This window comes from Streptomyces sp. NPDC127084 (assembly GCF_042724175.1).
Taxonomy (GTDB): domain Bacteria; phylum Actinomycetota; class Actinomycetes; order Streptomycetales; family Streptomycetaceae; genus Streptomyces.
The window spans coordinates 25,399-47,847 of the sequence record NZ_JBHXFA010000025.1; the positions used below are offsets into that span (position 1 = coordinate 25,399).

At 67.1% G+C, this 22,449-nt stretch carries 15 protein-coding genes; 14 read left to right on the forward strand and 1 reads right to left on the reverse strand.

Going from position 1 to position 22,449, the window contains the following annotated elements; genetic code table 11:
* The first annotated feature begins 2 nt into the window (after positions 1-2).
* The 14 genes from ACFWI9_RS08885 to ACFWI9_RS08950 all read left to right on the forward strand — a co-directional run bounded on the left by ACFWI9_RS08885 (position 3) and on the right by ACFWI9_RS08950 (position 20,322).
* On the forward strand, positions 3-290 hold the full coding sequence (locus ACFWI9_RS08885) for a hypothetical protein (RefSeq protein ID WP_387160050.1): 288 nt from the start codon (positions 3-5) through the stop codon (positions 288-290).
* Positions 287-904: a hypothetical protein gene (locus tag ACFWI9_RS08890; RefSeq protein ID WP_387160052.1), complete on the forward strand. Its 618-nt coding sequence runs from the start codon at positions 287-289 to the stop codon at positions 902-904. The genes ACFWI9_RS08885 and ACFWI9_RS08890 overlap by 4 nt, the downstream gene beginning before the upstream one ends.
* 1 nt (position 905) lies before the next feature.
* The gene (locus ACFWI9_RS08895; protein ID WP_387160054.1) at positions 906-3,449 is read left to right on the forward strand and encodes an ATP-binding protein; all 2,544 of its coding nucleotides are present in this window, start codon (positions 906-908) and stop codon (positions 3,447-3,449) included.
* On the forward strand, positions 3,446-5,737 hold the full coding sequence (locus ACFWI9_RS08900) for a hypothetical protein (protein WP_387160055.1): 2,292 nt from the start codon (positions 3,446-3,448) through the stop codon (positions 5,735-5,737). The genes ACFWI9_RS08895 and ACFWI9_RS08900 overlap by 4 nt, the downstream gene beginning before the upstream one ends.
* Complete coding sequence (locus ACFWI9_RS08905) at positions 5,734-6,873, forward strand: C40 family peptidase (RefSeq protein ID WP_387160057.1); 1,140 nt, start codon at positions 5,734-5,736, stop codon at positions 6,871-6,873. Before ACFWI9_RS08900 ends, ACFWI9_RS08905 begins: the two co-directional genes overlap by 4 nt.
* Before the next feature lie 633 nt (positions 6,874-7,506).
* Positions 7,507-12,333 (forward strand): polymorphic toxin-type HINT domain-containing protein, encoded by a 4,827-nt coding sequence (locus ACFWI9_RS08910; RefSeq protein WP_387160058.1) that lies wholly within the window; start codon positions 7,507-7,509, stop codon positions 12,331-12,333.
* A gap of 40 nt (positions 12,334-12,373) precedes the next feature.
* The gene (locus ACFWI9_RS08915; protein ID WP_387160059.1) at positions 12,374-13,042 is read left to right on the forward strand and encodes a hypothetical protein; all 669 of its coding nucleotides are present in this window, start codon (positions 12,374-12,376) and stop codon (positions 13,040-13,042) included.
* 813 nt (positions 13,043-13,855) lie between these two features.
* Positions 13,856-14,107: a hypothetical protein gene (locus tag ACFWI9_RS08920; protein WP_387160060.1), complete on the forward strand. Its 252-nt coding sequence runs from the start codon at positions 13,856-13,858 to the stop codon at positions 14,105-14,107.
* 194 nt (positions 14,108-14,301) lie between these two features.
* Complete coding sequence (locus ACFWI9_RS08925; RefSeq protein WP_387160061.1) at positions 14,302-14,766, forward strand: hypothetical protein; 465 nt, start codon at positions 14,302-14,304, stop codon at positions 14,764-14,766.
* A complete protein-coding gene (locus tag ACFWI9_RS08930; protein WP_387160063.1) occupies positions 14,763-16,931 on the forward strand; it encodes an ATP/GTP-binding protein in 2,169 nt (722 codons plus the stop codon). The genes ACFWI9_RS08925 and ACFWI9_RS08930 overlap by 4 nt, the downstream gene beginning before the upstream one ends.
* A 13-nt stretch (positions 16,932-16,944) precedes the next feature.
* Entirely contained in the window at positions 16,945-17,889 is a 945-nt protein-coding gene (locus ACFWI9_RS08935) for a replication-relaxation family protein (protein ID WP_387160064.1), read from the forward strand.
* A 24-nt stretch (positions 17,890-17,913) separates the two neighbouring features.
* Positions 17,914-18,288, forward strand: a complete 375-nt coding sequence (locus ACFWI9_RS08940; protein ID WP_387160065.1) for a hypothetical protein — start codon at positions 17,914-17,916, stop codon at positions 18,286-18,288.
* A gap of 1,092 nt (positions 18,289-19,380) precedes the next feature.
* Positions 19,381-19,860 carry a hypothetical protein gene (locus ACFWI9_RS08945; protein WP_387160066.1) on the forward strand — a complete coding sequence of 160 codons (480 nt, stop codon included), beginning with the start codon at positions 19,381-19,383 and terminating at the stop codon, positions 19,858-19,860.
* 48 nt (positions 19,861-19,908) lie between these two features.
* Positions 19,909-20,322, forward strand: a complete 414-nt coding sequence (locus ACFWI9_RS08950; protein ID WP_387160068.1) for a hypothetical protein — start codon at positions 19,909-19,911, stop codon at positions 20,320-20,322.
* Positions 20,323-20,842: 520 nt separating this feature from the next.
* Here the strand turns inward: ACFWI9_RS08950 and ACFWI9_RS08955 are convergent.
* Positions 20,843-22,120 carry a PQQ-binding-like beta-propeller repeat protein gene (locus tag ACFWI9_RS08955; RefSeq protein ID WP_387160069.1) on the reverse strand — a complete coding sequence of 426 codons (1,278 nt, stop codon included), beginning with the start codon at positions 22,118-22,120 and terminating at the stop codon, positions 20,843-20,845.
* Between the last annotated feature and the right edge of the window lie 329 nt (positions 22,121-22,449).

Below are 22,449 nucleotides of genomic sequence, written 5' to 3' on the forward strand. Positions count from 1 at the left end.
TCATGAACGAAACCGTCACGCTCGCCGCCGGCTGGATCCAGACCGGCACCGGCCTCGGCAACGACATCAAGGACCTGATCTTCAACGTCCTCATCCCGGTGCTGTGCGGGGCGTTCGTCGTCATCGTCGGCTTCAAGACGAAGGCACCAGGGCCCACGATCATGGCCGTCATCTTCGCGGCCATCGTCTGGGGCGGCTCCGCGAACATGGACACCCTCAAGAACAAGACCACCGAGGACATCACCCAGTACGACGGCGGCGGCCAAGGCGGCGCGGGCGGCGACCAGTGACCACCCACCTCGTCGACGCGGCCGAGACCGATGGCGAACTGATTGGACGCTGCTACACCAAGGCCCGCCGCGCGCCGTTGGTCCATGGCGTCATCCGGGACGTGAACGGCGGCCGGGGGATCCGGCTGCCGGGCGGCCCGTACACGCTCACCCAACTCGCCGCGATCGTGACCACGTTCGTGATCCTGATCCTGACCCGGGCGATCTGGGGCGGGCACGGGCTCATCGACGTCGGCGTGCTGCTCGTTCTGCCGTTCGCGGCGGCGTTTGTGCTGCGGCACCTCCACATCGACGGCCGCAACCCGGTAGCGGCTCTAGTCAGTGTCGCGACGATGCTGACCGGCCCGCGGTGGGGGCGGCTACACGGCCGTCCTCTCCGCCCAGCCCGCCCCATCAGAGGCGACACGCACATCACCTTCACCGCCGACGGAGCTGCGGCTTCACGGCCGGAGCCCGACACGACAGCACCCCGCCCTGCGCGGCCCACCCGGAGCTCGGCCCGGCAGGCGGCTGCGGTCTTGCCGAATGCGCCTGCCGACACCCCGGTGGCGTCCGGTGTGCAAGCCCTGCTCGCCCGCCGCACCGCATCCGCACGAACAGAGACGGAGGAGTGAGATGCGCCTGCCGATCCGACACATCGAGGGCAACCTCGTCTTCACCACCCACGGCGCCACCTGGGCGATCTGGCGGGTGGCGGCCGCCAACTACTCCCACGCGCCGCAGGTCGCCAAGCAGCGCCGGCTGAAGGCGCTCGAGTCGCTCTTCAAGTCCCTCACGGGCGAGCCGATGCTGCTGTCCTTGTGCCCGCAGGTCGACCCGATCGCCGTGGTGAGGGCGATGGTCGCCGACGTCGACCTGAAGAGGTCGCCGCGCTACGAGCAGCTCGGCCAGGCCGTGCTGGACCAGCTCGAGACCATGGAACTCACGGGCCGCACCGACTGGCTGGCCATCCCCCTCCCGCCGGCCTCCCGCAAAGACGCCGTCCTGTCCGCCCTCTCCGCAGCCAAGGCCGACGTCGCGCTGCAGCTCGGACTGATCCCCGCCCCCATCACCTCTGGCGAAGTTGAGCGGCGCACTGAGCAGGCCCGCCGGATGCACGCCCAGTGGCCCACCGGGGTGTCGATGCGACCGGCGACCGAGGCGGAAATCCTGTGGATCTACGGCCACTCCGCCAGGCGCGGCCTGGCGGAGCCGTTCCTCCCCGACGGCACCGAACCTCGGGTGCGTGGGCGCGGCCGCACTGCCGCAGCGCTGGGGGAGATGCTGCTCGCCGAGGGCGGCGCAGACTTCCACGACCGAAGGAGCGTGCCGGGCAACCCGTTCGAGCGCCGGTACGTGCAGGTGTCCTCCGAGTGGGGTGACTCCTACCAGGCCATGCTCGCCCTGGCCGAGATGCCGGAGGCCTTCGCTCTGCCCGGCGCCGCCTATCTGCAGCAGCTGGACGACCTCGCGTACCCGGTCGACTGGTCCGCCCGCCTGGTCATCACCCCCGGAGCCAAGGCCGAAGCCAAGACCCGCAAGCGAGCCCGGCACTTGAAAGCCCAAGCCGCTGAGTACCAGGGCGACCCGGCCGGCCCGCCAGCCTCGATCGCGAAGCACGAGGCCGACAACGACGAGTTCCGCGACCGGATCACCGCATCCGCCCGCGAGGTCGAGATCCGCGCCATGGTCACCCTCGCCGTTTGGGGCTCCACACCTGATGACGCCCAGGACCGCGCGGCGTCGCTCGCCTCCGACTTCGGCTCCACCGACTACACCTTCGCCCGGCCGGTGGGGGAGCAGACCAACCTGTGGCACGCCATGCTGCCCGGCTGCCGTACTCCCCGCGTGCTGACCGGATACGCCCAGTACCTGCTGGCCCGGGACTTCGCGATGGCCATGCCCTGGTGCGGCTCCCAGCTCGGGGACGAACGCGGCGGCCTGTACGGTCTCCAGCTCGCCTCCGGCGGCGCCCGGCCGGTCCTGATCGACCCTGCCCGCGGCCCCCGCGAGAACGCGAGCGCGTCGATGGCGTTCCTCGGCGAGCTCGGCGCCGGCAAATCCGTCGCCCTGAAGTCGGCCGTCTACAACGTCCTCGCCCGCGGCCACCAACCCGGCCGACCGAACTCCCGCGGCCGCGCGGTGATCGTGGACCGCACCAAGGAAGAGGAGTGGGCACGGCTCGCGAAGGCCTGCCCCGGCACCACCCAGCTGATCCGCATCGACCAGAGCGCCGAAGTGTCCCTCGACCCGCTACGCCTGTACGTCAACGACAGCCCGAAGGCGGCCGCCCGTTTCTGCGAGTCCTTCCTGACCCTGCTGCTCGGTGTGAAGCCGATGGACCTGGAAGGGGTCGCTCTCTCCGAGGCCGTCCAAGCCGTTCTGGAGCAGCCCGAGCCATCCATGACCGCGCTGATCGACGAGCTCACCCGCCGCGGGGGAGAGGACGTACCGGCGCGGAACCTGGCACGCAAGCTGAAGGCCGTCGCGCGCAAGGACCTCGCCGCGGTCGTCTTCGACGAGCGCCTGCCCGTCGTCGACACCGACCGCGCCGACAGCGTGGTCTTCCTCGTCAACGCCCTCCAGCTGCCGAAGAAGAGCGAGCTGGCCTCCGAGCACAGGATCGAACGCCTCGAATTCGAGAAGGTCCTGGGCCGCTCGCTCATGTACCTGATCGCCGCGGTCGCCCGCGAGACGGTCATGAAGTCCAAAGACGAATTCGGTGTCGCCGTCTTCGACGAGTGCTGGTGGCTCACCTCCAGCGACGAGGGCCTGGAGCTGCTGCTCGAGCTCATGCGCGATGGCCGTAAGCACAACGCCGCCGCCTACGTCGGCAGCCACGACCCGGACGACATCGGCCCGGCCGACTCGGAGAAAGGCGCCATCATCCGCGGCCTCATCCCGCACCGGCTCCTGTTCCGCCAGACCACCCGCTCCCTCGCCAGCCGTGGCCTGGAGTTCCTCGGCATCGATGCCACCGACCCCGACCTGCTGGACCTGGTCACGGCCGGCCTGTCCCCGATCGACCTGCCCGAGGAGGAAAAACTCGCTCGCGCCGGCGAATGCCTCTACCGCGACCTGGCCGGCCGCATCGGGCTGATGAAGGTCCTCATCCCCGAAGACGACGCCATCACACGGGTCATCCACACCACCCCCACCGCCTCCCGGGCCGCAGCATGACCACGACCCTGACCTGGTGGCTGCGGCTGCGCGCCCTTGGCTCCGCGCGGCTGCGCCTCGCGCTGCTTGTTGCCGCGCTGGCCGCCACCACTCTCACGCTGCTGACCTCCCTGCCCGCCCACGCCGAACCCGTCCCTGCTCCGGCTCCAACTGCCCCGGGACAGCGCGCTCCGACCCCTGAAGAGATGAAGGAGATCGAGCAGCTCCTCAAAGAACAGGGGGAGCGCCTCAGCAAGGCGCAGCAGGAGGCGAAGCTGAAGGCTGAGAAGGAGCGCCTGCGTAAACAGCTGCCGGACGAGGGTGGCGTCCTCGGTGTCTTCAATGTCACCGACAAGAACAACCTGCCCATCAGCGTCTACACCGTCACCTCCGACACCGGCGGGCTCCTCGACTGGGACCTGGGCATCCAGAACCTGCTCACCGAGATCTCCTTCATGGTCACGAAGTGGCTGATCGCGTTCTGCTGCTGGCTCATCGCCTGGGCGCTCTCCTTCGGGCTCGCCAAGCTCCTGCTCGTCCCCGTGCTGTCTGTGGCCAACTCCCTGCACGCGCGCGTGATTCTGGAGATGGGCCTGCCGGGCCTGTTCCTGGCGGTCTGTGCGCTGGTCTGTGTGGCGCGGATCTTCTTCGGCGACAAGGCCCGTGGCTGGGGCGACGCTGCCCTCTCCCTACTTCTGGCAGCGTTGACGACAACCCTGCTGGCGTCACCGCCTCAGACACTGCTGGGGGAGGAGACCGGGGCAATCGCCGTCACCCGCGGCCTGGCCCTGGAAGTCGCCGACGTCATTCTCGACGCCAACCCCGCCACCCCGAAGGAGAACAACGACGTCACCACCGAGGCGACCGGCACGGCGCTGTCCCGCCCGCTGACGAACGCGCTGACCGACGCCTTCATCGTCAAACCGGCCATGCTCCTGCAGTACGGCCGTGTCTTCGACGATGACTGCGCCACCCGATACACCGAGGCCCGCCTGCAGCAGCTGGCCTTCGACCGCGCCGTGCACGCGCGCACGAACGAGCTCAAGAAGTACTCCAGCTACACCGACTACCTCAGCCCCAGCTCCTGGGTGGGCTTGCCAGGAGCCTCGGACAGCATCAACGCCGGTATCGACCTGGCGACCCGCTGGGCCGTCGACCACTTCGGCAACCCCCCGATGGAAGGCTTCGAGGAAACGTGTGTCCCCGGGGACGTGGACGCGGCAAAGAAGGCCTCCCTCGACAAACTCGGCGGCGGCCTCTTCCTCCTGATCGCCGCCCTCATCGTCACCATCCTGATCGCCGCCCTCGCCGGCAGCTTCCTCGTCGCCCAGTGCGGCATCGCCTGGGACGCCGTGCGCGGAGAACCCGCCCTCATCGTCGGCCTCATCCCCGGCGCAGGCCGGGCATTTCTATGGGACTGGGCCGCCTCCGTGCTGCACCGCCTCGGCCAGATACTGGTGTCCGTCATCGGACTCGCGGTGCTCATCCTGATCATCGAAGCCGTCCTCGACCCCGTACACGACGACTGGGGCAGAGAACTCACCCTGCGGTTCCTCGTCGTCGACGTCGTGTGCATCGGCGCAATCAAGAAGCGCAAGAAGCTCGCCGAACGCTCCAAACAGGTCGCCGCCAACTTCCGCAGCAAGATGTCCCAGGCCCGCGTTGGCGGCACACACGGTTCCATCTTCACGCCGCCTGCCACAGCCACCGTTCCGAAGAACCGCCACATCGTCCGCAAGGCCGCCCGCGGCGCCGTACGCACAACGCTGGTCGGCGTCTCCCTCGCCCAGGGCAACCCACTGGGCGCACTCGCCTACGCGATGCCTCAAACCGTGGGCGCCACCGTGCTGGCCTCCCGCCTCAACGCCGGCCGACACCACCGCAATACCCGAAACGCTCGTCCTGCCGGCCGCCCCAGGCCGCGCCCCATCCCCCAGCCCGGCCAGCCGAACGGCCCGCACGGCGTGAACCCGTCGCCGCAGCCCGAGAACGCACCCCCCAGGCCCCGCATGGCCGACTCCACCGGCCCGGTCCGCTCGCCCCGTCCCTCAGGCCCGGGCAGGATTCCCCGCCGGAACACCGGACCTATGCCAGTACGCGATGGTGCGCCTTCCACCGGCCAGCTGGCCGGGCCCCGCCCTGGCGCCCCGCGTCGGCACGCCCAAGCCCACCGTGCCGTACAGCGCCGCGCCCAGCGCACCAACACACCACCCCCGAGCCGGGCATCGGACGGATTCGACGACTGGCTCGCTGACCGCGAAGCGCAGGAACTGGCACGCCGCCGCAGGCCTCCGCGGAGGCCCCGGTGAGCAAGAAGCACAAGCGGCTGGCCGGCGGCGTGAGCCTGATCGTCCTGGGGATCATCCTCATAGCGGCGATCGCCGCGCACGTCGTCGGCATCGGCCAGAGCGAAGCCGAAGCCGCCGCTGCACAAGCACAGTGCACACCCGATGCCGGCCTGGACAAGGACACCGCGCAGGTCGCCCAACAGGTCAAAGCGGCCTTGGCCGGCAGTACCGGCGACGTCAAAGTCTCCGGTCTGTCGGCGCCCAAGGAGCAGCTCCCGCATGCCAAAGTCATCGTGGCCACCGGCGTGCAGATGAAGATCTCGGCCCGCGGTCAGGTCATCGCGCTCGCCACCGCCCTGCAGGAATCCAACCTGCGCAATCTCAACCACGGGGATCGGGACAGTATCGGCCTGTTCCAGCAGCGCCCCTCGCAGGGTTGGGGGACCCGCGAGCAGATCCTCGACCCGGTCTACGCCTCCACCAAGTTCTATAAGGCGCTCAAGTCGCTCAAGGACTGGGAGAGCATGCCGGTCACGGTGGCAGCACAGAAGGTGCAGAAGTCCGGCTTCCCTGACGCCTACGCCAAACACGAACCGCTGGCGACCGCGCTGCAGCAGGCCATCGCACCCACCCTCGGCACAGCCGCGGCAGGAGCGCCCGCACTCGCCGCCGGATTCGGCAACGACTGCATCCCCCAGGCCGACACGAACTACGGCGACATCCCCGCGGGCACTCTGCCCAAGGGCTACCAGATCCCCGTCACCGCGCCCATACAGGTCCGCAACGCCATTCGCTGGGCCCTTGGCCAGCTCGGAACCCCGTACCAGTGGGGAGGCACCTGCACCAACCCCCACGGATCCAACCCCCGGGACCGATGCGACTGCTCCTCCCTCATGCAGCGCGCCTACGGCATCGCCGGAGTGAAGATCTCCCGCACCACCTATGACCAGGTCAACGAGGGCCGGGCGGTCCCTGCCCGCGCCGTGCAGCCAGGGGATCTCGTCTTCACTCGCGGCAGCGCGGCACGGCCCGAGCACGTGTCCATGGCGATCGGAGGAGACCTGGTCCTACACGCTCCCCGGACAGGGCGGACCGTGGAAGTCGCCAAGCTCTCCACTCACGGCCAAGTCCTCACTGTCCGCCGACTGGTCGGCTGACTGCTGGTGTGGCGCTCCGCAGGAGGGATCCCTCATGGCTCGACAGCGGCTACCAACGTGTGCGTGACTTCCAGCCAACTTGTGGCGGAAATCAACTCCACCTACACACTCTCCACACTTTACCCACACATGCAACTCCCCGCATGAGGCCGCGATTTGAGCCCGAGCTAGCGAACCGTACTTGGCTGACACAGGCGGGGCGCCGAGGTTAATGACCTTGCTCAGAAATGTTGACCTGTGGCTAAGGTGAGCGCCGCGCGTTCAACAGGGGCCTTGACCACCCCACTATGACGCGCTCACGTCATTCGGCGGCCGGGGGCTGTGCTGTCACGGGGGAGGGGTGCGTCGTCATGCCGCGATGTCGGCTCACTGTGAAATCCGCAGCGGCCGCTGCTGTCTGCCGCCCCTGGCTCCGCGCCGGGACAGCTGGCTGATCCTCGCGTATCGCCACCGTTCCTCTCGGACGGCTACCTCCGCCTGCCTTTGTTCGCTGTGAAGGATGCTTCTTTGCGATTCAGACCGAGGCTGTTCAGCCTCAGATCACGATCATCGACCACTCTCACCACTGCCGTCAGCTCGATCGCCGCCTTGGCCGTCCTCGGTGGCGTGGCTGTCCAACCCAGTCTGGCCCCATTGGGCGCAGAACCGCGCATGGTCGCGGTGGGTGACTCGTATGACGGTTACGACACCAAAACGGCCGAGCAACTGCGTGAGGATCAGTGCCTGGCCGGTGAAGCCCTGCGCAAGGGTGGACCGAAAATGTACGCGCTCGCGCAGGAGGCCCTCGCGCTGCCGCCTGATCAGCTCCACAAGAAGCTCGAGCGGGACCTTCTCAACGACAAGACTCCGCTGCACCAGGCTTACCGCGCGGACAGCGACAGCAAATCCCAGTGGGTCGAGAAGGTCCAGAAGCAGGGGTATGCGTGGTCCGATGCCACGAGCGGGTTGAAGTTCTACCCCGGGGCGCCGCGTGGCGAGACGGAGATCTTCAACGAGATCGGGTTGCTTCCGTGGCTGTGGCAGTCGTATTCCAATCCGGAACTTGAGGTTCTCAACCCGTTCTGGGACTCGTCGCCCACTGCTGACGCCAAGACGAAGACCGCCGCGCTCGCGATCGGCGACCCGCAGTACACCAGCGGAGGGACGCCGAAGGAGCGGGAAGCCTGGGCGCTGTGGAAGAAGAACTCCGGGAAGGTCGAGCCGAACCAGTTCTTCGTGCCCCGGGTCTTCGCAGATGACGCCCGTATCTTCCTCGCCTCCGGCGGCTTCCCCCGCACGGCTCCTGCTCTGGACACGCCGGAGTACCGCATCGCGGTCGAGGACTTGAAGACGCGCTTCGCCTCGTGTGCGTGGCACGACCCGATCGATCCGAACCGAGTTCTCGGCAAGGAGGTGGCGCAGGCGTCCGTCGAGTGGCAGCAGGAAATCACCTCGCAGGCCACACAACGGCAGCAGATCCTCGGCGCCAGTGCCACCGCGACGAAGGCGTTGCAGGACGGCACGTTCGCCCTGGGGCTGATCGTCGGCCAGTCGTGGCTCGCTGACTACTACACCCGCTGGCAGGACTACTGGTCCTCGGGCGGGCTGGGCTGGATCGGCGACAGCTACGTGACCATCGAGGTGCCCGGCGCGAAGGGCCAGTGCCTGGACGTGGAGACCGGTGGGACGACCAGCGGCGTAGAGATCCAGACCACCACCTGCAACGGCGCGTCTGACCAGAAGTGGACGCTTGAAGGCAGCGCGGACGACCTCCACCTCCGCAACGTCCAGTACTCGTCCAAGTGCCTGGATGTGGCGGGGAACGCGTCGGCGAACGGCACGAAGATCCAGATCTCGGACTGCTACAAGTCCAAGGGCCAATCGTGGAAGGGCGACGTCCGCGCCGCCTCACCACTGAAGAGCATCTCCACCGGCAAGTGCCTGGATCTGAGTGAATTCACCACCGGTACGGACGCGCGGCTGTGGGACTGCAAGAACACCAGTGCGCAGAAGTTCCTGATCAAGCCGTCGGGTCACGAGGGCACTGACAGCCCGGGCTACCCGGACAAGGCGCAGTTCGACCAGGCGAAGAAGGGCGTCACCGACACCCAGACGGCGGCGAAGAAGTACCTCGCCACGCTCAAGACCCAGCTGGAGAACGCCAAGAAGTCGGCCGTCACCTCGGATGCCGCCGAGCAGGCCGCCTACGCGATCGCCGACAAGAACGGGGCCCCGCGAGGTCGTGGACTGATCGTCGGTCAGCAGAAGGCGCAGGTCACCAAGGGCACCGTCGCCGCGCTGACGGCGATGGTGAAGGCCGGTGAGACCGCCGAGGCCGCCACCCGCGCCTCCGCCGGTGACAGCGAGACGATCGCGCAGCGCGCTTTGGCGCAGGCAGCTCAGGTCAACGCGGAGTTCCGCAAGGAGGCCGCGCGCAAGGCCGAGTTGCAGGCGAAGGCGGCGGCTGATGCGGCGAAGCTGCACCGGGACAACGCGAAGAAGGACAAGGAGACGGCGGAGGCGAAGCTTGCCCTCGCGCTCAAGGCCGAGGGTGACGCGAAGACCGCTGCCGCCGACGCGCACGCCAAGCGGCTCGCGGCCGAGGCCGAGGAGAAGACGGCCAAGGCGGAGAAGGAGACCGCAGCCGCCAAGCAGGCCGAAGCAGCCCAGCACAAGCAGACCGCGCAGGCCGAAGCGGCCAACGCCCAGGACGCCAAGGCAAAGGCCGAGGCTGCCGAAGCCACCGCCGTCGCACGGAAGAACGACGCTCTCGCGGCTCGCGACAATGCCAGGGAGAAGCGGGACGACGCCTGGGACGCCGAGCAGAAGGCGGAGGCGGCGCGTGCCAAGGCTGCCGCGCATGACGCTTACGCCGACTCCCTGGAAGCGGGCGAGGCGGCAGACGCCGCACGCGCCGCCGCGAATGAGGCCAACAAGCACGCGGCCGACGCCGAAGCCGCGGCCGGCAGATCCCGAAGCGCCGCCGATGCCGCAACCGAAGCGGCCGCCGAGGCGGACGCCGCAGCCAGCCGCGCGGAAGCAGCCGCCAAGCGCGCCCGCTCACATGCGGACGCTGCCCAGGCCGCCAAGCTGCGCGCCGACGCCGCGGTCAGGACCGCAACCAGTGCCGCGGCCGACGCCATCGACGCCGCGCAGCATGCCGCCGACGAAGCAAACCTCGCGGTCAAGATGGCCGACCAAGCGGAACAGGAGGCCAAGACCGCCAAGTCCGAGGCGGACGAGGCGAGCAAGGAGGCCATTAAGGCCCTGACCTCGTCGGCGAAGGCCGCTGGCTTCGCGCACGTCACGGCGCAGGCCGCGGTCGACGCGGGCAACGCCGCAGCCCAGGTCGCCAAGCCGGCCAACGACGCCATCCAGATCGGCTCCCCGTACATCACCACCGACTCGGCCGCCAGCCTGGTCGTCCTGACCGGGCAGGCCTCGAAGACGATCGCGGACCAGCAGAAGGCCGTCGCCGACGCCCACGCCAAGAACGCACAGGCCGAAGCCGCAGCCGCCAAGAACCTCGCCGACCAGGCGTCCGGCGACACGAAGCTCGCCTACCAGTACGCAGCCAACGCCGCCGAACATGCTGCGGACGCCCGCACCTACTCCAAGGAAGCACTGGGCTACGCGGCCAGCGCCGCCAAGACAGCAGCCGCCGCCTCCGCGTCACAGGCCCGCGCCATCGAGTACGGCCAGCAGGCCACCGCGGACGCCACTGCCGCCGACCAAGCGGCCGGACGCGCCGAGGGCTACGCCGAGCAGGCCCGCGAATCCGCCGACCAGGCCGCACTCGATGCCCAGGCCGCCCGCGAAGCCGCTGCCGCGGCCGAACAGGCAGCCAAGGACGCCCGCGCCGCCGCCGACCGCGCCGACGCCGCAGCCACCGAAGCCGAACAAGCCGCCAAGGACGCACTCAAGTACGCCCAGCAGGCGCAGGAAGCGGCCGACAGAGCTGAGAAGGCTGCGAACGCGCAGCAGATCGTCAGCGGAACGATCGTCGACGCAGACGGTGCCATCGGCGACATGTTCTACGTCATCAACCACATCGAGAAGGTCGGCGAACCCGAGACCACAAAGAAGACCGACGCCTGCGACAACTGGATCGACAAGCTCTTCTACAAGGGCGACTGCACGATCACCGCGAAGATCCAGTACAAGGCCACTCTCGATCTCTACATGTGCAGCGGGCCGGCTCTCGACCCGACCATGTGCCCCACCAGCTCAGCCATATACCTCGGCGAGCACACCACGGGCGTGCTGGACCACCTCGTCACGCACACCATCACGATGGCCGAGTACCAGCAGGGCATCGACCCGATCGACATCCTCTTCGGCAGCTGGATCAAGTGCGCCCAGAAACTCACCCCCGGCGGTGAAAACGGAAGCTGGGGCGGATGCGCCTGGGCAGCCGTGGACGTCGTAGCCCTCTTCGCAGGCAAGATCATCAGGCCCATCGCCGACGCCGTCAGAGCAGCAGACGCCGCAGCCCGGACCGGCATTGGCTTCGCCGACGCCTTCAAGGCCCTGCGTGCCCTGAACCTGCCAGAAGCGGCCGTCGCCAGCATCGCCAACTCATTGCTTCAGAGGCTGCGCGCAGCGTGCAAGAACAGCTTCCCCGGCACCACACGCGTTCTGATGGCGGACGGCACGACGAAGCAGATAGGGGAAATCAGGGTCAGCGATGAAGTCCTCGCAACCGATCCCGAAACCGGCCGTACGGAAGGCCGTACCGTCACCGACACTATCTATACGCCGGATGACACCGAATTTGCCGACATCACGATCGACGCAGGCAACGCACGGATCACCTCAACCCGGCACCACCCGTTCTGGTCACCTAGCGCGCACCGCTGGATTGACGCTGGTGACCTCAAGCCCGGCCAGTCCCTGCGCACCAGCAACGGCGAAACGGTCACCGTTGCACGCATCCACCGCTACCGGCAGCTCCAGTCCGCCTACAACCTCACCGTCGCCGATTTCCACACCTATTATGTGATGGCAGGGGCCACGTCGGTCCTAGTTCACAATGTCAACGACAGGTGCCTGAACCCTGTCAGGGAGCTGGGCGTTTCCGGGAGCGCGAGCTATTCGCGAATCCAGACTGCCCTGCTCAACGCCACGAGTCGCACGGCGGCAGAAGTGCGGGCTTCACTCAGCCCTGAGCAAATTGCTGCAGGGAAGGCCAAGCCTTTCCTGCAACGAATGTTCTACGGCTCCTCGGTGGAGAGCGCCATCGCGGCAGACCCAGCCATCCTTGCTGATGGAAACATCGTCCATCTCGGAAATTCAATGCCCGGCCAGGCTGTCGCCGACTTCAACATAGCGGCCGACGGTAAGACCTTCGGTGTAGACATCACTGGCCCGAGCGCGTCTTCATGGGCAGAACACATGAATAGGCCGTACATCACAAACCCCTATCAGATCCTCAGGTATGAGGCTCCGTCCGACGCATTTCTCGCTGAGGTGTTCAAGTAGAGTGACGGACATCGTGAGGATCGTGAGGAGGTAGGGCGTCATGGCAGTTCACATCGAAGGCCAGGCGATACAAGGGACTAGACTCGTCGGCTCGCGGCAGACATACACGGGAACCGAGTTGGTCGACAGTACACTTACCGCGTGTGTTCTGGCACAGTTCGACGACTCAAGTTTCAGTCTGGTCGTCAGGAACACCCGGGTCCAGGGCTGCACGGTGGACCGATGTCAGGTTCAGGGAGTGTACTTCCAGAATGTGACGGTTGACGGACTGAACACCAAGCAGCTCCATCGGGTCTACGGATGCGTTCTCGATCGTGTGACACTGCGAGGCAGGATTGGGCCAGTGATGGTGATGCCACCCCATTCCGCCCTGGCGGACCGAGACCGCCACATTGCCGGGATGGTAGAGAAATATCAAGAGGTACCATGGGCTCTTGATATTTCTGAGGCTAGCTTCGTAGACGCAGATTTCTATGGAGTTCCTGGAGACCTAGTCAAATACGATCCGGAAACTCAGGTCCTGCTGCGGCGCGAGAAGTTCGAAGAGATCTCCATCGAGGACCTTCCGACCTATGCAGGAATCTGGGTCAGTAGGTTCTCCGAGACTCCATTTGAATCGCTGGTCGCTGTTGCACCGAAGCGCTCGAAGAGATTTCCACAGTACATGCATGATCTTGAGTGGCTGCACACTCAAGGACTTGCGGGGTAATAACTTCCCATGCGGATAACCCGTGTTCTGCGTTACATAGTTCACGGGTAGCGCAGCCAGTGGCCTTCGACTCCACACGCTCTCGTGGAGTCGAAGGCCATTCTTCATGTAGGGCTTTGGAGGAGCTGAACCACAGCGAATGAGGGCGAGCCCAGCCGCTGGTTCGCCGGGCCTGCTTCACCAGTTTCACGTCCGCGACCAGCTCCGGACTTCTGTGAGACCGCGCGCTCGGCCCACCCGGGCTGCCACCACGCCTGACGGCGGTGGCGATCGCGTTAGTGCCGGGCGAATGCCCGCATACGACCTGGCTCGTCAAGCCTTCCGTGAGAGTGGCAGCGCTGGAGGCTTCGCGGCCGTCACCACCGGGGAGACGAACGGACTGGTCATTGTCCTGTATCAGCGAAGTCAGCGCCCGGATCTCATGGACCTGCATGGACTGGATTGGGTGAGACACCTTCGTGAGGCATCGGTGCGGCCGTGGAGCGCGGGCCAGCAGGTTGGAGGCCGAGTGCGGGTGCCCCGCGGAAGGCGTTCGACTTGCCGCTTAACCTCTTCTCTGTTGAGGGGGGAATTGTGGAGAAGAGGATCTTGGTCGAGTCCATCAGATACTCCGCTGAGTGCCAGGGGTGCGGTGCCGAGGCAGAGTGGTTCGGAGTCCAGGCGCTGGTGGGTGAGACGCTGCGGTGGGATGTTGAGTCGACGTGTTCGACCTGTGGATTCGCCCTGGCCGTTTGTGGCGGTGACCTGCCGGATGGAGTGCGTAGCCGACTGCTCTCCGAGCACGGTCGCGCGCGGTTGCGGGTAAGCGGGCCGGTGAGCAACGCCACCGTCATGCGGGTGCTGCGGGCGGAGCTCGGCATCGGCTTGGACGGCGTCAAGGCCGTGCTGGAGCAGGTCCTCAGCGGGCAGTACTCAGGGACGCTGCCCGAGATGGAGCTCCTGGCCCGCAAGCTGCGGGCATCGGGGATTGACGCGGTGGTACAGCCACCCAGAACCCCCAGTGCGATCGCCTGCACGCCTAGGTTCACTGAGACTGAAGGCCGAACGACTGGGTTCGGTGAGTAGACGCCTCGATTGGACGAGAGCGGTCATGAACGGAGTTCCGTTATCCCAGCATAGTAAAGGAGAGGTAAAGCATCGTCGGCCGTGTCTGAATCGGCCTTCCGGTCTGACTTGGTCCAGGTGAAGGGAGTTCTTCCCCGACCTGACCAGGAGGCCACCGTGCACGCAGCATTCCGTACGACCGTCCGGCAGTCGGCATGACTGTCGCCGACCTGCCGGACGCCGAGGTGCTCGCCGACATCGTCGGCTGGGTCAGCGCCGCTGCTCCCTATCTGTCCGCGCTTCCGCCGTTCGCGTTGGCCGTCTGGATCTTTGTAGCCGTGCGCCGCGCCCGACTCGTCCGTGATGCCCTTGCCGACCGTGCCGCCGTCGAAGTGGTGCCCACCTCCACCTTCGACCCGAGTGAGGGCGAAGTCGGCCGGTGGGCGCGCCAGCTGACCAGGGTCCAACCCTCGACCGATGGCGTCCCGGCCCGCGGATCGGCCGCGCGGCTGCGCTACAGCGCCGAGGACGGCAGGATGCGCTGCTTCCTCGAGGGCCCCGTCACCGCGGCCGCCGTCCTGGCCATGCCCGGCTTCGCCGAGGTCGAAGTCCGCGCCCACCGCGCCCAGAAGGACATCCAGCCGGTCCGCTTCCCCCAGCTGCCCGCGGAGGCGAAGTGAGTGCCGCCGTCGACTTCACCAAGCCCACCGACACCAGCGGCGACCGTCGGCCGTCGCGCCGATACGTGCAGCGCGTGGAGCTGGCCTTGGCGTTGCCCGACCAGAAGCCGCTGGCCTCCCTCGGCTTGAACCCGGATCCGCTCCAGCAGCTGGCTGCCGCGATGGCGTCGGTGCGCACGAAGGACGGCGAGCGCGCTGACGTTGTCATCGACCTCGTCCCGATTCGCGAACGCTGGCTCGCACGGCGCCGTCGACGCCTGCTCGCGCAGTCCAAGCGTCGTGGCCCGTCCGCGTACGGAGAGCGGCTGACCGGTGGCATGGGTGGGGGAGGGGCGTGGGAGTCGGTCCTTGCCGCGTGGTCCGGCGGCAAGACCGCCGGCGGCGGCCGCGGCGAGCGGCTGCCGCGCATGACTGACCTGCGTGACGGGGTCGGCAAGTTCGACCCGGCGGTCGGCGCGGTGTTCGCGGTGCAGCTGCTGCTGCGGACCGAGGCCCGCCACCCGCAGATCGCCTTGGCCCGGATGAACCAGCTGCTCGCCGCGTTCTCCGCCACCTCCGGTGAGAACTACCTGAAGCCCCGCCGGCCGCGCACCCGCTGGCGGATCGCCTCCTTCGACCGGCGTTTCGCCACCGGTGAGTTCGCGCCCCGCAAGCGGCAGTGGCTGACCGTGCCCGAGCTGGCCGGCTTCCTCAAGCCCCCCACCGTCAAGTGCCGCGCGTCCAGCGTGGTGCGCTCCGGTGGCCTTGTCCCGCCGGCACCGTCGGATCTGCCCGTCTATACCGGCCAGCGGGACCTGGTGCCGCTCGGCGCTGTCACCTACGCGGACGGGCGCGAGCGGATCGGCGCGGCCAGAGTGAAGGACCTCCTCTTCGCCCTGCAGCTGGGCAAGAGCGGGCACGGCAAGACCGAGGCCGCGCTGGTCCAGTGCATCGCGATGGCTCACAGCGGGTACGGCACCTGGTTCCTCGACCCCCATGGCGAGGGCTGGATGCGGGCCAAGCCGTACCTGGCCCACCCGGCGATCTCCTCCCGGGTGTGGGAGATCAACCTGGCTCACTCCGAACCGGACCAGCGGGGCGTCTCGTGGAACCCCCTGTCGATGGAAGGCCGCACCCTCAGCGCCGTGAAAGACGTCGTGCGCTCGGTCACCGAAGGGATCGCCGCCGCCCAGGACTGGGGCGACAACGCCCCGCGCGCCCGAACTATCCTCGCCCGCGCCACCCAGGCCATGGCCCTGCTCAACTACGAAGCCGTCAAAGACGGCCGCCCAGAAGCCCAGTGCACCCTGTTCCAGCTGCGGACCTGGCTGACCGATGACGACTGGCGCGCGGCTCTGCTGCCCGCGCTGCCCGACCGGGTTCAGGACTTCTGGGAGAAGACCTTTCCCCGGATGGCCTCCGACGCTGTCCCGACCGTCACCTACGCCATCGACCGGATCGACACCTCCCAGGCACTGCAGGCGTTCTTCGGCTCACCGCGCTCGGCCTACGACATCCGCAAGGCGATGGACACCGGCCGCATCGTCTTCGTCTGCCCCAGCGGAAGCGAGTCCGACGCACTGGTGTCGTGCCTGCTCATCCACGATCTGCACCGCGCCGGCCTGTCCCGCCAGGACACCCCGCGCGAGGACCGCCGCACGTTCTGGGCCTGGGGCGACGAGCTCACCGCCCTGGACGCCTCCAGCAAGGGATTCCTGGCCGCCATCGCCGAGCAGCTGCGCAAGTACGAGGTCCGCTTCATCGGCATGACGCAGATGGCCCTGCGCCTGAGCGCCATGACCCGGCAGTCCCTGCTGCAGAACCAGTCCCTGCTATCGACATGCGCGGCCGACTTCGACGAGGCCGCCTTCGTTGCCCGCCGATGGAACGGCCACGTCACCCCCGAGACGATCGCCGAGCTCCCGAAGTACCACTACGTCATGTCGATCACCCTCAACGGCAAGCCCACCCAGCCCTTCCGCGTACGCGGCCTGCCGGTCGAGGAGATCTTCGCCCACTACAACAACCCCGACGGCGTCCCCGAGCTGGACCAGGCCATCGACACCAACCTCCAGCGCCGGACCGTCGCCGAGATCCTCGACGAACTCGAGAAGCTCGACGCCGTTGTCCTCGCCCACCACGCCCCCGGCGCCGTCACCGACGACCCCACCACCCGCATCGACTGAAACGGAGGCACCCGTGCCGTACCCGCACGTCGGCCCCAAGGGCCTGGGCCAGGTCGCCCAGCAGGCCGCCCAGGTCCTCTACCAGCACCGCTTGGTCTCCACCCGGCAACTGCACTACCTCATCACCCCGCACCACACCCGCAACGAGTACCTGCGCCGCCAGCTTCACACGCTGCGCGAGACGGGCATGGCCGAGGCCGTGGGGCGACGCACCACCGGGCAGACTGAGTTGCTGTGGTGGCTCACCGAGAAGGGGGCACACGCCGTCGAATCGGTCGGACTGCTGCCCCAGCGGCCCTACCGGATGAGCCCTGAAGCGGCCCTCGGCCCGCTGCAGGAGCACACCCTCGCCACAGTGGAAACAGGGCTCGCGTTCGTCAACTGGGCCCGCCGGCTCGGCCACGAATGCGGAGCGCTCGACTGGGCGCCCGAGACCGCCCACTACTACCGCGACGACGCCCGCCCCGGCGAAGACCTCAGTCTCGTCCCCGACGCCGTCCTCAACTACGTCCACACCGACACCAAGGCCAAGCAGAGGACCCTGCTCACCTTCTTCATCGAGGTCGACCGCACCCAGATGACCATCGCCCGCCTCGCGCAGAAGCTCCACGCTTACGCGGCCTACCACACCTTCACTCCGCCGCAGCCCTCCAGCCGCGGCACAAAGGCAGGCCGACGCACTGCGGCAACACCGGCCTGGCGCTACCGCTACCCGGCCTTCCCACGCCTGCTCCTGGTCCTCACCGGCGCCTCCGAAAGCCGCTTGGCTGGACGCATGGCCGACCTTCGCAGCCTCGCAGCCAGCGACCCGGCGCTCACCAATACCGGGCTGCGCGCCGGCGTGACCACCCTCGACCTGCTCCGCGACCGCGGTCCCTTCGAGGCGATCTTCACCCCCGTCCTCGGACCCGCCGGTCTGACCGACGCCTGGCTGCGCCCGCAAGCTCTCGCCGCCTGACCCGAGCTCGGAAAGGAAACACTCGTGCTCCTCACACGTCTCTTCAGGAAGTCAGCACCCGCCTCAGCGGCCGGGATCGTGCCGCGCGAGCACCGAGCCTGTGACGAACTCGGTGCCATCACACGGCCCTTCTCCCCGCTGATCGCAGAGCTCCTCGCTCTGTACTGCCACACCCGTCCGATCGGTGCGCTGTCCCAGGCCGAGAACTGCCGGGATGAGTACCAGATGACCGCACGCCAGATCGTCCACCATCTGTTGGAAGGCTGGCAGAACCAGACCGGTGGCCGCGGCACGATAGATGATCTTCTGATTCTGCCCAGAGTTCCCCACCTCGCGGGAGCTGCGGAAGCCCGAGCAGCAGCCCGTTCCGGCACGGGGGAGCACAGTTATGCAGACTGACTACGCTGGCTGCGCCTGGAGTGGATCAGGGATGGTTGGAGCATCTGCGAGATCACCAGCAGGTCGAAGTACCGCATGGCTCTTGGTGTTGAACTCGATGGCCGGTCTCCCAGAAGGAGTCTCGTCCATTGAAGTCATCGCGCAAGCGCGATCCGGGGGCGGCCCCGGACGCCGCCAGCGCCCAGGCGGCGCTGGACCCGCCATGCGCTCGAGCTCCCCGCTACGCGGGTCATCGAGCGCTATTGAGAGGCGTGGTAAATGTCGGTGGGTGGCTGATGGAGGCACACGTGGCGCACGCCTGCGTCCGTGCGGGTTTCGCCGTGGCTGACTTTCGGTGGCTGAGGCCCAGGACTCGTGGTGACAACATGCTGACACTTCGGCTGACTGCTCACAGGTAGTAGCTCATGGGCCCCTGACGGCCAGGCAGCACGATCTTCTTTACAAGAGGTGCCACACCTGTTCAGCATTCTGACCAGCAGGTTTGATCCGGTGATGTTGTCGCGGGGAACACATTCGACAGTGCGAGATGTATAGCTAGCGGACACATTCCCCCCAGGAAATCAAGGACAGGTTGACTTTTGGGTGACGGCAAGCGGTGTGGGCGGAAGTGCAGGTCAGAGCCGCGGCGCGCACGCCGCGGCCGAGTGCCTCAAGTCTGCAACCCCGGTCGAGATGTGCTGAGCCTGCGACACATGAAATCAACCTGTAGTTGAGTTATGACGCACCTTGTGGTCCGTAACTCAACCTGGCGTGGATTTCCGAGCACGACTGTCAGACAGCGCCCGCCGGAACGCCCGCCCGGCGCGCCCCGGCAGCAAAAGACAAGCGCTCATTGATTTTCAGATAGTCTCGGCAACGCCTGAGTATCGAGGAGGTCATGTGACGTCAGATCCGCCCGCAGCCCGGCGGCAGTCCGGGAGCGGGCCTCGTGCCGTTTCGTCAGATTCATCCAGCAGTGCCGGTTTTGACGATATTCTGTCCATTCTCGGCAAGCAGCTCGGGGATGCAGCCCAGAAGGAGGACTCTCGAGGCCGTCGGAAGCTCAAGAACATCACGTTCGAGTACGAGACCGACGCGCGCGCTGTCCACACCATGGCCGGCCCTTCTGGCTACAGCCTGGCGTCCAACTGGTTCACCCAGTTGCTCGCCCAACTCGCGGTGGCCAACAGCATCACCAAGTCTCAACTGTGCGTGTTCCTGTACGTGGCCGGAGGTCAGGTCCCCGGAACCGGGATCGCCCAGTACACCCAGCAGGAGATCACCGACGGACTCAACCGGCTCGCCGCGCAGAACGACGCCAAGCAGATCACTCGCTCCACGGTCAACCGCGCAATCAAAGCCCTGTGTGGCTACAAGTGGATCGAGCAGGTCGGCAACGGCAAGGTGAGGCTCAACCCCACCCTGTGGTTCCAGGGCAACAGTGCCGCGCAGCACGAAGTCCTCGCCGAGATCGCCGTCGAACACGACCACGACCCCGCAGCCTTCCCGTACAACATCGGGCCCACGCCTCGCCAGGAGGCATTCGACTTCGAAGGCACCGAGAACTACGGCAGGCAGGAGCGCACCGGTTGATAGCGCCTGCCAGAATGTTTGCGTCGCCGAGCCCCAGAAAGGACACCAATGGCTGAGGTCATGTCACCGCTCGTCGCAGAGCGCATCTGGGCGCTTCCCCTGTCGGGATCCGCGGTGAAGTTTCTCCAGTACCTGATCTACCGGAGCGACTTCGGAGGGCAGCTGCCCGTACGGCAGAAGGACATGGCGAAGGAGTACCAGATCACCCCCCAGGCCGTCAGCAACCTGATGGCTCCGCTGTGCGATCTCAACATCGTCCTGCGACCACGCAACGAGGGCCGGCAGGGCAACAGCTACCGCCTTCACCCACTCGTCGCCAAGTATGAGAGCCATGCCGACATGGAAGCCAGCTTCCGGCATGCCCTAAAGAGCATCAAAGCCGGCGAAATGCCCAACCTCAAGCTGCCCTCGTACGCCTCGGTGCCCCCGCCGGAAGGCCAGCCAAAACTGCACGTCGCATAAGCAGCAGGAGAAAACAGAAGCCCCGCCACGAGGTGGCGGGGCTTCTGCGCCTGAGTAAGAGGTTCAGCTCGCACTATACCCACGATCAGTGCACCCCGCCGCCCGGCGACCAGCGGAAGGCAGAGACCGCGGCCACCAGCGCGCTGCCGTTGGCCCGTAGATCCCGCAGGTGCTGCACGTGCCGGTGCCGGGGCATCGCCGCGGACCGGCATCCCTCATTTGGGCCGAACGGGCGTCGCTCCCGACGCGCCGGGAACGCGAAGCCGTGCCGGACGGGGCCTCTTCGCAACCCGATGACTCGGACGAGCAGAAGACGGACCGCTCATGATGGCTTCCGCATGAACGGAGCCACCGCCAAGTCGACCCTTCCGGGGGCTGATGATTGCATGACTGGTCTGCCACGGGATCTGGCATCTGTGCCTATTGGCGACGTGAGGGATTGAGAGACCCCAGGCGGGGGCGCGACGTGCATGCGGGCCAGAGCGGAGGATCTCTCCCTGCCCGCGCGGTTACCGCACCGTCAGCCGGTGGTGCGGTAGGCGACGATGCTGTTGCCGTCGAGGCCGATGCCGGTGTAGCCGTTGACGATGGCGGGGGCGAGTTTGGGGGTGGCCTCGATGTCTGCGCCCGTTCGGGCGTCCAGAAGGATAGGGCCGTTCTCGGTGGTGCCGTAGACGATCCCGTTGCGCACCGTGCTGACCGCCGGCGCGACTCGGTTGTGGGCCGGATCGGGCAGCTGCCAGAGCAATTCGGCGCTGGCAGCGTCGACACCAAAGGCGCGGGTGCCGCTGGCCGAGGATCCGGAGCAGACGGTGACGGACTTGCCGTCGTAGGTACAGGTCACGTTGGAAGAGCCGTATTGGTTGCCTTCGATGGTGCTCTTGACCTTGCCGGTTCGGGCGTCGAGCAGTTGCGCGAATTGACGGCCATTGCCGTAGTCGCGGCCGCTGAACAAAATGAGGTTCGGGCTGGCAGAGGCGCCAGATGTTGTTTCGTAGCTGGCGTTTTTGGTGGTCCACAGGGGTTCGCCGGTGGTCAAGTCGTAGCCTTTGAGGCGCTGCTGATCGCTGGATCTCTGGCTGCTCAGACCGGCCACGACTGTGCCAGAGACGGCGGTGGCGGCGACGTCGTTCTGCCAGATGATCTTGTGTGTGGCGATGTCCACGGCGTAGGTGATGCCGTGCGCGTCGTCGGAGACCTGGATGACGGCGATGCCGTTCTGGGCGCCGATGATGGTTCCGGCCAGCTTTCCGTAGGGTTCGTGGGCCCACTGCGGCAGCGTGGCGTGGGCACGCCACTTCGGTTGTCCGCTCGCCGCGTCCATGGCGACGATCTCCACGGCTGTGTGGCCGGGCGTGGTGCCGGACCCGGGCACACTCACAAGGAACGGCGCGATGACCAATGGCATGCCGCTGCCTTGGCTGATCGCAGGCGGCAGGGTGCGGTTCGTGCTGCCGAAGCCATCCGGATTGTCGAGCGCCTTCTGTTTCGGACGCACGGTGGCGAACACTTCACCGGTGGTGGTGTCGACGGCTTGGAGGCTGGCCGGTGCGGCGTAGGCGGTGGTCCGGTAGAGAGCGACTGGCAGAGGGCTGGCAATCGTCCCTCCCATGGTGACCTTGCCCGTGCCAGCTTCGTCGGGGAGCGGGATGGCTGGGGTGAGGCTGAACGAGCGAGGCGGGTCGTGACTGACTCGTGAGGGCGCTGCGTGAGACGTGTTGGGCTTGCCGCCGTCCTGCGTGGTGTCCTTCGATCCGTCGCCGCTGCAGCCGGATGCCAGCAACAGCGAGGCGAGCACAGTAGCTGCGGTGACCGCTGTGGTCGTGGGCCGACGTAACACGTTTCCATCCCCCTTGATCCTTGGTGGCAGTAGCCCTGCCAGCGGTGATCCTTTCACGAGGAGCCAGCGTCAGGCAGGGTGCGTCGCGACGCCCGGGATCAAGCCGGACGTGCGCATGCGATCGACGCCTGACAGACCAGGCGCCGGGCGAAGAGGCGGTGGGGCGAGCCGAGCGCCCATGTCCTGAGTCAGCAGAGAGAAGCCACCCGACGACTCGCTGTCAGCAACTGCTGGCACAATCGAGCGGCAGTCAGCACAAGATCATGGGGGTAGGAATGAGCAAGCGC